The 12,092-nt window shown below is 61.3% G+C and carries 14 protein-coding genes and 1 pseudogene; 8 read left to right on the forward strand and 7 right to left on the reverse strand.

Features of this window, described 5'->3' with window-relative positions:
- The first annotated feature begins 57 nt into the window (after positions 1-57).
- Together ACO77H_RS26965 and ACO77H_RS26970 are read left to right on the forward strand one after the other, a co-directional pair.
- Positions 58-312 (forward strand): TIGR02647 family protein, encoded by a 255-nt coding sequence (locus ACO77H_RS26965; RefSeq protein WP_169955381.1) that lies wholly within the window; start codon positions 58-60, stop codon positions 310-312.
- A gap of 168 nt (positions 313-480) precedes the next feature.
- Entirely contained in the window at positions 481-3,321 is a 2,841-nt protein-coding gene (locus ACO77H_RS26970; RefSeq protein WP_169955382.1) for a class I adenylate cyclase, read from the forward strand.
- Here the strand turns inward: ACO77H_RS26970 and rnk are convergent.
- The 3 genes from rnk to cyaY all read right to left on the reverse strand — a co-directional run bounded on the left by rnk (position 3,318) and on the right by cyaY (position 4,425).
- Positions 3,318-3,728 (reverse strand): nucleoside diphosphate kinase regulator, encoded by a 411-nt coding sequence (gene rnk, locus ACO77H_RS26975; RefSeq protein WP_169955383.1) that lies wholly within the window; start codon positions 3,726-3,728, stop codon positions 3,318-3,320. The two genes, ACO77H_RS26970 and rnk, sit on opposite strands and share 4 nt — an antisense overlap.
- Positions 3,729-3,871: 143 nt before the next feature.
- Positions 3,872-4,090 carry a DUF1289 domain-containing protein gene (locus ACO77H_RS26980; protein ID WP_169955384.1) on the reverse strand — a complete coding sequence of 73 codons (219 nt, stop codon included), beginning with the start codon at positions 4,088-4,090 and terminating at the stop codon, positions 3,872-3,874.
- Between the two features lie 2 nt (positions 4,091-4,092).
- Positions 4,093-4,425, reverse strand: coding sequence for an iron donor protein CyaY (gene cyaY / locus ACO77H_RS26985; RefSeq protein ID WP_038444425.1), 333 nt, complete (start codon positions 4,423-4,425; stop codon positions 4,093-4,095).
- Between the two features lie 239 nt (positions 4,426-4,664).
- Here cyaY and lptM point away from each other — a divergent pair, with 239 nt between their 5' ends.
- Genes lptM through ACO77H_RS27015 form a run of 6 tightly spaced genes read left to right on the forward strand, consistent with a single transcriptional unit; the run spans position 4,665 to position 9,250 of the window.
- Positions 4,665-4,826, forward strand: a complete 162-nt coding sequence (lptM, locus tag ACO77H_RS26990) for an LPS translocon maturation chaperone LptM (RefSeq protein ID WP_038444426.1) — start codon at positions 4,665-4,667, stop codon at positions 4,824-4,826.
- A 9-nt stretch (positions 4,827-4,835) separates the two neighbouring features.
- Positions 4,836-6,083 carry a diaminopimelate decarboxylase gene (lysA, locus tag ACO77H_RS26995; RefSeq protein ID WP_169955385.1) on the forward strand — a complete coding sequence of 416 codons (1,248 nt, stop codon included), beginning with the start codon at positions 4,836-4,838 and terminating at the stop codon, positions 6,081-6,083.
- Between the two features lie 3 nt (positions 6,084-6,086).
- Positions 6,087-6,917, forward strand: coding sequence for a diaminopimelate epimerase (gene dapF, locus ACO77H_RS27000; RefSeq protein WP_169955386.1), 831 nt, complete (start codon positions 6,087-6,089; stop codon positions 6,915-6,917).
- Positions 6,918-6,930: 13 nt separating this feature from the next.
- Positions 6,931-7,656 carry a DUF484 family protein gene (locus ACO77H_RS27005; protein WP_169955387.1) on the forward strand — a complete coding sequence of 242 codons (726 nt, stop codon included), beginning with the start codon at positions 6,931-6,933 and terminating at the stop codon, positions 7,654-7,656.
- Positions 7,657-7,658: 2 nt separating this feature from the next.
- Entirely contained in the window at positions 7,659-8,558 is a 900-nt protein-coding gene (gene xerC / locus ACO77H_RS27010; protein ID WP_170042082.1) for a tyrosine recombinase XerC, read from the forward strand.
- Entirely contained in the window at positions 8,555-9,250 is a 696-nt protein-coding gene (locus ACO77H_RS27015; RefSeq protein ID WP_432754778.1) for an HAD family hydrolase, read from the forward strand. The genes xerC and ACO77H_RS27015 overlap by 4 nt, the downstream gene beginning before the upstream one ends.
- A 110-nt stretch (positions 9,251-9,360) precedes the next feature.
- Here ACO77H_RS27015 and sutA read toward each other — a convergent pair whose 3' ends face one another.
- The 4 genes and pseudogenes from sutA to glnK form a co-directional block, all read right to left on the reverse strand.
- Positions 9,361-9,684 carry a transcriptional regulator SutA gene (sutA, locus tag ACO77H_RS27020; RefSeq protein WP_169955390.1) on the reverse strand — a complete coding sequence of 108 codons (324 nt, stop codon included), beginning with the start codon at positions 9,682-9,684 and terminating at the stop codon, positions 9,361-9,363.
- A 160-nt stretch (positions 9,685-9,844) separates the two neighbouring features.
- Positions 9,845-9,949, reverse strand: a pseudogene (locus tag ACO77H_RS27025) (YjbQ family protein); the annotation flags it as partial.
- A gap of 251 nt (positions 9,950-10,200) precedes the next feature.
- Positions 10,201-11,538 carry an ammonium transporter gene (locus ACO77H_RS27030; RefSeq protein ID WP_029289659.1) on the reverse strand — a complete coding sequence of 446 codons (1,338 nt, stop codon included), beginning with the start codon at positions 11,536-11,538 and terminating at the stop codon, positions 10,201-10,203.
- 34 nt (positions 11,539-11,572) lie between these two features.
- Positions 11,573-11,911 (reverse strand): P-II family nitrogen regulator, encoded by a 339-nt coding sequence (gene glnK / locus ACO77H_RS27035; protein ID WP_002555808.1) that lies wholly within the window; start codon positions 11,909-11,911, stop codon positions 11,573-11,575.
- Positions 11,912-12,092 lie beyond the last annotated feature (181 nt).

The raw sequence follows: 12,092 nt of genomic DNA on the forward strand, positions 1-12,092 counted from the left end.
TACGTTCACCTTAGGGGCTGCTAGCGTCTGACAATTCCTAGAACGTCTGGAGTCCTTATGTCGTATACCCCTGAGTTGGTTGCCGAACTGGAAATCCTTGCACTTTTTAACCTGGGCAATATCCAGGAAGGCCTGAAAGTCCATCAGACCGCCGCTCCCACTGCCATTGCTGCTGCCAAACGCCTGTTCGAGAAAAAACTGATCGACCAGCCAGATGGCGGCTACCTGACCAGCCTGGGCCGCGACGCGGCAGAACAAGCGCAAACATTGCTGACGATTCTGACTACCGCTACCACCAAAGAAGCCGCCTGATCCACCGTATCGCCCACGGGATCCTCTGTTCACGGATTCCGCGGGCATTCCCGTGTGCACGATAAAATTCTGACGTCAAAAACAAATTCCCCTTAAACCTCCTACGATTCTGTCTGTAAACTCCTACACGGCTGCCCACGCCGGGCCCTGCGAGCCGTTGAGTTCGACATGACCAGTACCCATGAAATCCGCCCTGACTTGGATGAAGGCATTGACCGCAAGGTACTGGCCCAACTGCGCTCGCGTTTCCTGACCCTCAATGCCGGCCGCATGGCCCGCGCCGTCGAAGGCCTGACGCCGCGCCAGCAAAGCGTGCTGGCGCTGCTGCCGCTGTTTTTCCACGTCAATCACCCGCTGCTGCCGGGCTATGTCTCGGGCAGTACGCCGGCCGGCTTGGCGAATTTTGAACCGGATGCCCAGGTCCTGGCCGAAGCCCAGCGCCTGACCCGCTCGTTTTCCTACAAGCCACGCCACGGCAACCCGCCCACCCCGATCCACGGCCTGTTCCTGATGGGCAGCCTCGGCACGTTGGCCCAGGCTGACCAGAGCGATATGGACGTGTGGGTGTGCCACGCCGCCGACCTGAGCGAGGCCGAGCTGGGCGAGCTGCGCAAAAAATGCCAACTGCTGGAAGCCTGGGCCCTGGGCATGGGCGCCGAAGCGCATTTTTTCCTGATCGAACCGAGCCGCTTTGCACAGGGCGGTCGCGATACCCAGCTCAGTTCGGATGACTGTGGCACCAGCCAGCACTATCTGTTGCTCGACGAGTTCTACCGCACCGCCATCTGGCTGGCCGGGCGCACGCCGATCTGGTGGCTGGTACCGGTCTACGAAGAAGCGCGCTACGCCGAATTTACCCACACGCTGATTTCCAAACGTTTTATCCGCGCCGACGAAACCCTCGACCTCGGGCACCTGGCCCATATTCCACCTGGGGAATTCATCGGCGCCGGCCTGTGGCAACTGTTCAAGGGCATCGAGTCACCCTATAAGTCGGTGCTCAAGCTGTTGCTGACCGAGGTGTATGCCAGCGAACACCCCAAGGTGCAGTGCCTGAGCCTGCGTTTCAAACGCGCAGTGTTCGCCAACCAGTTGGATCTGGATGAGCTGGACCCGTATATCGTGGTCTACCGCCGCATCGAGGAATACCTGCGCAGCCGCAACGAACCCGAACGCCTGGAACTGGTGCGGCGCAGCCTGTACCTGAAGGTCAACCGCAAGCTCACCACCGGCCAGCGCACCATCGGTTGGCAGCGCGCACTGCTGGAGCGCCTGGCCAATGAATGGGGCTGGGACCAGCGGCAACTGGCCCTGCTCGACAGCCGCAGCCAGTGGAAAGTGCGCCAGGTCGCGTCCGAGCGCCGGGCCCTGGTCAATGAGCTCAATTACAGTTATCGCTTCCTGACCCAGTTCGCCCGCACCGAACAGACCGTGAGCCTGATCAACAAGCGCGACCTCAATGTGCTGGGCCGGCGCCTGTACGCGGCCTTCGAACGCAAGGCCGGCAAGGTCGAGTTCATCAACCCAGGGATTGCTCCGGACCTGGCCGAAGACACCCTCACCCTGGTTCATTCGCCCAATCGCAAGGAGCCGGGTCAGTTTCACTGGGGCCTGTACAACGGCAGCCTGACCGCCCTGGAATGGGAGCACTTTGCGCCGATCAAACGCAGCCGCGACCTGCTGGAGATGCTCACCTGGTGCCATCGCAACGGCGTGATCGACAGCAGCACACGCCTGGCCCTGCACCCCGGCACCAGCGACTTGAGCGAATTCGAGCTGTTCAACCTGCTGGGCAGCCTGCAACAGACTGTCGCCCTGCCCCTGGCCACGGTCGATGAAGAACGCCTGCTGCGTACGGCGATACCCGAGGAGGTGCTGTTGCTGATCAACGTCGGCGTCGACCCCCTCAAGCATCACCGTGACTTGAATATCCTGATGACCACCGAGCGCACCGACTCCCTGAGTTACGCCGGCGTCAGGGAAAACCTGGTGCTGACCCTGGACCAGGTGACGCTCAACAGCTGGAACGAGGTGATGGTCAGCCGCTACGAGGGGCCCCACGCCCTGCTCGATTGCCTGCGCGATTACCTGAATCAGTTACCGCATGACCGATTGCCGCGGCTGCGGGTGCGTTGTTTCTGTCACAACCGTGCGCAGTTCATTGCCCAGCGGGTCGAAGAGATTTTCGATACCGCGCAAAACCTGATGCTCAGCCAGCTCAACCACCGCTATCTGATCCAGGTACAACAGCACTATCACGTCATGGAGCTGGCACCGGGGCAAGCCAATCACGTGTCATTGCCCAGCCAGCAGGCGCTGGTGGACTACCTCAGCGAGGAGCTGGCCAGCTACAGCCCGTTGCACCTGGATGCCATGGCCCTGGAAGACCACGACCTGGCAGCACTGCTGCCCATGGGCCAGGCCGATTGTGTGCAGGTGTTCTACCGCATCAACGACGGCTTCGCCGAGCTGTACGTACTCGACGAGTTCAACGCCCTCTGGCAACAGCGCCTGCCGTTTCATGATGAGCAGAGCTTGCTCGCGCCTTTGCAGCGCTTTCTGCAATCGATCATTTATCGACGGGACGCGCTGTCACCGCTGGACCCGCAGCAGCCACTGGGGGCGGTGCAGACGCTGTATTACCAACTGCTGCCATCGGCAGGCGGCCGTACCCGTCGGGTCGAGCCACGGCCTGCGCCGCAGACTCCGGCCAACAAACCGTTCTACGACGTGCAGGCGATTATCGGCAAGGGCGCGCCAGGCCAGGTGGGGATTACCCTGTACTGCAATCAGCGGGAGTTTTGCGAACTGGAGTTTGGCGACCAACTGTTTGCTGTGGTCGCCCAGGAGATCGTCGGGCAGCGCCGGGAAACCGAGCGCTATCGTTGCTACATCACCGATTTGGACCTATCCGGCCTACTCGGTGATGTTCAAAGCCCAAGCAATCTGTACCTGCGCTACAAAGCCGAGTTGGAGCAGGCGCTCAACCAGGCCTTGAATGAGGTTTAGAGCGCGAATGCGCCGCCGTCCTTCGGCTGGCCTTCGACACTCAGCAGCTCAAGCTTGAGGGTCTTGCCGCCCGGAGCAGGCCAATCGATATGCTGGCCGACTTGCAGGCCCAGCAACGCACTGCCCACCGGGGCCAGGATCGAGATCTTGCCTTCGTCGGCATTCGCGTCCTTGGGGTAGACCAGGGTCAGGTGATAGTCCTTGCCGCTGCTTTGCTCACGGCAATGCACGCTGGAGTTCATGGTCACGACACCGGCAGGCACTTCATCGTGGCCAACCACCTCTTCGGCGCGGTCAAGTTCGGCTTGCAGGGCGATGACGCCTGGCAGTTTGTCGTCCATACGGTCGATCAGTTGCTCAAGACGTTGCACATCGAGACGGGTGAGGATGATGGAAGGTGCAGTCATGATTGCGGCAGACTCCTTTTTTTCTGCACAAAAAAGCAAAACCCCGCCAATAAACGGCGGGGTTCTCACGGACCTCGATGAGTTGAGGTATACCCGGACACTACCACAGCACACCAAATAAACAAGATGGGCCGGCCTGAAGGTCAGGCGCCAGCCTTGCGTTGCTCGGCCTGGGCGACGATCACGCGGCGCCGCTGATCGTCGGCGGAGCGCCATTCCCGGATGTCTTCCACATGCCGGAAGCAGCCAAGGCAGACTTTTTGCTCATCCAGCCGACACAAACTGATACAAGGTGACGGCACAGCCGGGCTGACATTGCTGAACAGCGGCTTGGGCGGGCGGACGGGCGCGGGCTGGGTCACGATCAGATCTCGTCGAAGTCCAGCTCGACGCCGGCTTGTTCCAGGGTGATGCGTGCAAGCATTTCGCTCAACAGCTCGTCACTGGTGTCGTTCGACCAGCGTTTTTCTTCTTCGTCGTAGTCGAAGTGAAACCCTCCGGAACGCGCGGCCAGCCACAGCTGGCGCAGCGGCTCCTGGCGGCTGAAGATCAATTGGCTGCCGTTCTCAAACTTGACGGTCAACACGCCTGCAGAATTTTCCAGATCCACGTCCAGGCCACTCTCGTCGAAAATATCCTCCAGCGCTTGCTGGGTCGCATCGACCAGGTCGTGAAAGCGGGCTTCGGTCAAACTCATGGTGGGAACCTCAAAAAGTGTCTACTCACGCTCAAGCGCCGCACGATACGGAGGCGCCATGATGATTGCAAAGGATACCGATTTCATTCCCACCAGCCGTGCGAATTATCCCGACGGGATGTAGGCCACATCACGACATACTCGGCAAAGCCCCGCCGGACGGGTGTCCCGGCGCATAGGCAAGCTGGCGGGTGGTCGGTATACTCGGGCGCAATTAATGCATATTCAAGGATTTAGCCATGAAGCGCCTGATCTCTTCCCTTGCTGCGCTCGTCGCGGTCGCTTGCCTCGTCAGTGCCTGTGGTCAAAAAGGCCCGCTGTACCTGCCCGATGACAGCAAAGACCCGAATGAACAGGCGCAAACGTCGCAATCCAAAGCGCACAAGCACGACACCTACTAAGGGAATTTCATGGACGCTTTTAACTACCGGGACGGCGAGCTGTTCGCGGAAGACGTGGCGCTGTCCGCGATTGCCGAACGCTTCGGTACCCCGACCTATGTGTACTCGCGAGCGCATATCGAAGCGCAATACCGCACCTTTGCCGATGCACTGGAGGGTACGCCAAGCCTGGTGTGCTATGCAGTAAAAGCCAACTCCAACCTGGGTGTACTCAATGTCCTGGCGCGCCTGGGCGCTGGTTTTGACATCGTGTCCCGTGGCGAGCTGGAGCGTGTACTGGCCGCGGGCGGCAAGGCTGACAAAATCGTGTTCTCCGGTGTCGGCAAGACCCGCGAAGACATGCGCCGCGCCCTGGAAATCGGCGTGCATTGCTTCAACGTCGAGTCCACCGACGAGCTGGAGCGCCTGCAAGTGGTGGCCGCCGAGATGGGCGTGCGTGCGCCGATTTCCCTGCGCGTCAACCCGGACGTGGATGCCGGCACGCACCCGTACATTTCCACCGGTCTCAAAGAGAACAAGTTCGGCATCGCCATTGCCGACGCCGAAGACGTGTACATCCGCGCCGCCCAACTGCCGAACCTGGAAGTGCTGGGCGTGGACTGCCATATCGGCTCGCAACTGACCAGCCTGCCACCGTTCCTCGATGCCCTCGACCGCCTGCTGGCGCTGATCGATCGCCTCGGCGAGTGCGGCATCTACCTGCACCACATTGATCTGGGTGGTGGCGTGGGCGTGCGTTATCGCGACGAAGAGCCGCCGCTGGTGGCCGACTACGTCAAGGCCGTACGCGAGCGCACCGAAGGCCGCGACCTGAAGCTGATATTCGAGCCGGGCCGCTACATCGTTGCCAATGCGGGCGTACTGCTGACCCAGGTCGAGTACCTCAAGCACACCGAACACAAGGATTTCGCCATCGTCGATGCGGCGATGAACGACCTGATCCGCCCGGCCCTGTACCAGGCCTGGATGGATGTCAGCGCCGTGCGCCCGCGCGACAGCGCGCCGCACACCTATGACATCGTCGGCCCGATTTGCGAGACCAGTGACTTCCTGGCCAAGGACCGTGAACTGGCCCTGGCAGAAGGCGATCTGCTGGCCGTGCATTCGGCCGGTGCCTATGGGTTTGTCATGAGTTCCAACTACAACACCCGCGGGCGTACCGCCGAAGTGTTGGTGGACGGTGATCAAGCGTTTGAAGTGCGTCGCCGCGAGACGGTAGCCGAGTTGTTTGCTGGCGAAAGCCTGCTGCCGGAGTAAGCCATGCTGCTGCGTTTTACCAAGATGCACGGGCTGGGCAATGACTTCATGGTCCTTGACCTGGTCAGCCAGCACGCGCATATCCTGCCCAAGCACGCCAAACTGTGGGGCGACCGCCATACCGGCATCGGCTTCGACCAACTGCTGCTCGTCGAAGCGCCGAGCAACCCGGAGGTGGATTTCCGTTACCGGATCTTCAACTCCGACGGTTCCGAAGTGGAGCAATGCGGCAACGGTGCGCGCTGCTTCGCGCGGTTCGTGCTGGACAAGCGCCTGACCGCCAAACGGCAGATTCGCGTCGAGACCAAAAGCGGCATTATCGAGCTGGATATCCGCAGCGACGGCCAGATCAGCGTCGACATGGGCGCCCCGCGCCTGGTACCGGCCGATATTCCGTTCGTGGCTGATGCCCAGGCGTTGAGCTATCCGCTGGATGTCGACGGTACCGTGGTCGAGGTGGCCGCCGTGTCCATGGGCAACCCCCATGCAGTGCTGCGGGTCAACGACATCAACAATGCGCCAGTGCATGAGTTGGGCCCGAAGATCGAACATCACCCACGTTTTCCGGCACGGGTCAACGTCGGCTTCCTGCAGGTCATCGACCGCTCCCGCGCGCAGTTGCGGGTCTGGGAACGCGGCGCCGGGGAAACCCAGGCTTGTGGCACCGGTGCTTGCGCCGCCGCCGTGGCGGCGATCAGCCAGGGCTGGATGGATTCGCCACTGTTGATCGACCTGCCTGGTGGACGCCTGTCCATCGAATGGGCAGGCCCAGGCCAACCGGTGAAGATGACCGGCCCGGCATCCCGTGTATACGAAGGACAGGTCCGTCTATGAGAGCGACTCGCTAATGACCGATAAGCCCCAGGCACCCGCCAAGCAGCCCGAAGGATCCCCTTGCGAAAGCCTGGAGGCAGCGGCTGTCGCCGCTTACCTGGAGGCTAACCCGGACTTCTTCGTCGAACACGACGAGCTGCTGCCGGCCCTGCGCATCCCTCACCAGCGCGGCGATACCGTGTCGCTGGTGGAGCGGCAGATGAAGATCCTGCGCGAGCGCAATATCGAAATGCGCCATCGGCTCTCACAGTTGATGGACGTGGCCCGCGACAACGACCGCCTGTTCGACAAGACCCGCCGCTTGATCCTGGCGCTGCTGGATGCCGCCAGCCTGGAAGACCTGACCATTGCCGTCGAAGACAGCCTGCGCCAGGACTTCCAGGTGCCGTTTGTCAGCCTGATCCTGTTCAGTGACAACCCGATGCCGGTCGGGCGCTGGGTCAAGGGCAGCGACGCACAGACCGCCATCGGCGGCCTGTTGTCGGAAGGCAAGACCATCAGCGGCACCCTGCGCGAGCATGAGCTGGACTTCCTGTTTGGCGAAGACCAGCGCGTGCAGATCGGCTCGACTGCCGTGGTCGCCCTCAGCCATCAAGGCTTGCACGGTGTCCTGGCCATCGCCAGCCGTGATCCGCAGCACTACAAAAGCACCGTGGGCACGCTGTTCTTGACCTACATTGCCGAAGTGTTGAGCCGCAGCCTGCCACGCTTCACCAGCGCCCTGCGCGCGGTGCGCTAGCCATGGAACGACAACTGGACGCCTACTGCGCTCACCTGCGCAGCGAGCGCCAGGTGTCTCCCCATACGCTGGAAGCCTACCGGCGGGACTTGAACAAGGTCCTGGCGTTCTGCCAGAAACAACAGATCGGCAGTTGGAAGGCCCTCGATATCCAGGGCCTGCGCAGCCTGGTTGCGCGCCTGCACCAGCAAGGCCAATCCTCCCGCAGCCTGGCGCGCCTGCTGTCAGCGGTGCGTGGCCTGTATCACTACCTCAACCGCGAAGGCCTGTGCGATCACGACCCGGCCAACGGCCTGGCACCGCCCAAGGGTGAGCGCCGCCTGCCCAAAACCCTGGATGCCGACCGCACCCTGCAATTGCTCGATGGCGCGGTCGAGGATGACTTCCTGGCGCACCGCGACCAGGCGATCCTGGAGCTGTTCTATTCCTCGGGCCTGCGGCTGTCGGAGCTGACCAGCCTCAACCTCGAGCAGTTGGACCTGGCCGATGGCCTGGTGCAAGTGCACGGCAAAGGCAGCAAGACCCGCGTGCTGCCCATTGGCAAAAAAGCCCGCGACGCCCTGCTGGTATGGCTGCCCCTACGAGCCCTGGCCAACCCGCCGGACGATGCGGTGTTTGTCAGCCAGCAAGGCCGACGCCTCGGGCCACGGGCCATTCAGCTGCGGGTCAAGGCCGCCGGCGAGCGGGAACTGGGGCAGAACCTGCATCCGCACATGCTGCGCCACTCCTTTGCCAGTCACCTGCTGGAGTCATCACAAGACTTGCGCGCCGTGCAGGAACTGCTCGGCCACTCGGATATCAAGACCACACAGATCTACACCCACCTGGACTTCCAGCACCTGGCGACGGTGTACGACAGCGCCCATCCACGGGCCAAACGCGTTAAAGGCGGCGACTCATGAGCATCAAGCTAATCACCTTCGATCTGGACGATACCCTGTGGGACAACGTCCCCGTCATCATCAGCGCCGAAGCGTCGATGCGCCACTGGCTGGCGACCCATGCGTCCAAGGTCGGCGACCTGCCCCTGGAGCATTTCGCCAGCCTGCGCCAGCACGTACTGCAACGTCATCCCGAACTCAAGCACCGGATCAGCATCCTGCGCCACCGGGTGCTGATGCACGCCTTTGAAGAGGCCGGTTATCCACAGCCGCAGGCCACGGAAATGGCCGATGTGTGTTTTGAAGCGTTTATTCATGCGCGGCACCAGCTCACGGTCTTCCCGGAAACTGAGCCGATGCTGCAAGCCCTGCGCCAGCACTTCCTGCTGGGGGTGATCACCAATGGCAATGCCGATGTCCAGCGCGTGGGCCTGGCGGATTACTTCCACTTTGCCCTGAGGGCCGAAGATATCGGCATCGCCAAGCCGGATGCGCGCTTGTTTCAGGAAGCGTTGCAGCAAGGTGGGGTGGATGCCAGTGCGGCGGTACATATTGGCGACCATCCGGGCGACGACATCGCCGGGGCGCAGCAGGCGGGGTTACGGGCGGTGTGGTTCAACCCGGCGGGCAAGGTTTGGGAAGGCGAGAAATTGCCGGATGCGCAGATTCGCAGCTTGAGCGAGCTGCCTTCGCTGCTCCACAGCTGGAAATAACGCGACCCGACAAGCCAGCTCCCACATGGGTTTGCGGCACTGGCCATTTGTCTCAGGCATGAAAAAGCCCGCAGCGACGGCGGGCTTTTTCAGCAAGCAAGTAACCGGCCTCAGATAGGCCGACTGCCGTACTTGTTGTCCGGCTTCTTCGGTGGATCTGCCACCACGTTGGCCTCGACTTCCTGCACTTTGCCGCCCTTGGCGAGGAATTCTTCCATCGCGCGGGCCAGCGCATCGCGCTCTTTGTTCTTGGCTTCAACGCTCGGCAACTCATCAACCGACACAGCAGCCTTGGCCTTGCCCTTGGCGGTCGGGGCCGGCGCGTCATCGCCGCCGTCGTCGTCAGCTACGTCTTCGGCAGCCGCCTCAAGACCTTCTTCGGTTTCGTCGTCACCTACTTCGAGGTCGTCGTTTTCCAGATCATCGTCGCTCATGTTCTACCTCATGACTTGCGAAAAGCAGATTAGTTATAGCCCAGCTTCACCATCTGTCGAAGGCTGCCGGAAAAAAATCAACGTCCACCGGATAACCAGTGGCTTATGCCCCGTCACCGTGCAAGGTGCCGAGGACGTTACGAGCACCGCCATGATCACGCTACTCGCCCAGATAAACGCCTTGCCATGTGCCCATTGCCAAATGGCCGGCCGTGACCTGCAAACTCAGTTGGCGAGCCGAAAGGCTGCCCTTGAAATGACCCGGGGCTTGGCCCGCAGGGTAATCAGGGTCTGCCGATGTATACAGTTCTGCGCCCATCGGCGCGCATTCTAGCGCGCTCTGGGAAAAAACAAAGTGCCGAATACGCCTACATGCCTGTAAGACATTCGCACACTGAAAAGTACCGTGTGGATCCGATCACAAACTCGACACAAAAATTCTCACACGCTTTCACCACAGGCAAATACCAGACAAAAAAATGCCCGGCAAGCCGGGCATGTTTTTTTCATAGGTTCTTACAAGTTGTAGCCACGTTCGTTGTGTTCCGCCAGGTCCAGGCCAACGGCCTCTTCCTCTTCGGTCACACGCAGGCCGATGGTCAAGTCCAGCACCTTGAGAATCACAAAGGTCACGATACCGGTGTAGATCACGGTAAAGCCTACGCCCTTGGCCTGGATCCAGACCTGCGCGGCAATATCGGTCACCGTGCCGAAGCCACCCAGGATCGGCGCCGCGAATACACCGGTGAGGATCGCCCCGACAATCCCGCCAACACCGTGCACGCCGAAGGCATCCAGGGAGTCATCGTAGCCCAGCTTGCGCTTGAGGCTGGTGGCGCAGAAGAAGCAGATCACGCCAGACGCCAGGCCGATCACCAGGGCGCCCATTGGGCCCACGGTACCGGCGGCCGGAGTAACGGCCACCAGGCCGGCGACCACACCCGAGGCGATGCCCAGGGCGCTTGGTTTGCCGTGGGTGATCCACTCGGCGAACATCCAGCCCAGTGCCGCAGCCGCGGTAGCGATCTGGGTCACCAGCATCGCCATGCCCGCCGTGCCGTTGGCCGCAGCAGCGGAGCCGGCGTTGAAGCCGAACCAACCGATCCACAGCATCGCCGCGCCGATCAGGGTGTAGCCCAGGTTATGCGGGGCCATCGGCGTAGTCGGGTAGCCTTTACGCTTGCCGAGCACGATGCACGCCACCAGGCCAGCCACACCGGCGTTGATGTGCACCACGGTGCCGCCAGCGAAGTCCAGCACGCCCCAGTCCCACATCAGGCCGCCGTTGCCGCTCCAGACCATGTGCGCGATCGGCGCATAGACCAGGGTGAACCAGATGGCCATGAACAGCAGCATGGCGGAGAACTTCATACGCTCGGCAAACGCACCGACGATCAGCGCCGGGGTGATGATCGCGAAGGTCATCTGGAAGGTGATGAACACCGCTTCCGGGAACAGCGCTGCAGGCCCAGTGATGCTGGACGGTGTGACACCCGCCAGGAACGCCTTGCCCATGCCGCCGAAGAACGAGTTGAAGTTGACGACGCCTTGCTCCATGCCCGTGGTGTCGAACGCAATGCTGTAGCCGTAGACGACCCACAGGATGCTGATCAGACCGGTAATGGCGAAGCACTGCATCATCACAGAAAGAATGTTTTTGGAGCGGACCATGCCGCCGTAGAACAGCGCCAGGCCAGGGATGGTCATGAACAGCACCAGTGCGGTGGCTGTCAGCATCCAGGCAGTGTCGCCGGAATTGAGGACTGGAGCCGCCACTTCGTCTGCCGCCATGGCCAGGCTGGGCATTACGATGGACAACAGGGCTCCTAGCCCTGCGAATTTACGCAGAGTCATATTGTTTTCTCCTGGGGCGTTGGGGTTTGGCGGCTTAGATTGCGTCGGTATCGGTTTCGCCGGTACGGATGCGAATAGCCTGTTCCAGATTGACCACGAAGATCTTGCCGTCGCCGATCTTGCCGGTGTTGGCCGCCTTGGTTATCGCCTCGATAACCCGATCAAGATCCTTGTCGTCAATGGCGACATCAATCTTCACCTTCGGCAGGAAATCGACTACGTATTCCGCGCCGCGATACAGCTCGGTATGACCCTTCTGCCGACCGAAGCCTTTGACCTCAGTGACGGTAATGCCCTGCACGCCGATCTCGGACAGTGACTCGCGTACATCGTCCAACTTGAACGGCTTGATGATGGCAGTGACTAGCTTCATGAAAACTCTCTCCCGAATTGGTGGACTTGCCCCAGGAAAACAAACCCGTCTCAAGTCTAAGCGCAGTGCCTGGCTTTGTAACGCATCGTCGCCTCGGCAATTGCCTTGGCGACGCCAGCTAACCGTTGGTGACGAAACATGTACCCTGGTCCGTCAGCGCACTGCATTCGTCACAGCGACT

Origin of the sequence: Pseudomonas sp. WMBT8, from assembly GCF_050916005.1 — a bacterium.
GTDB lineage: Bacteria > Pseudomonadota > Gammaproteobacteria > Pseudomonadales > Pseudomonadaceae > Aquipseudomonas.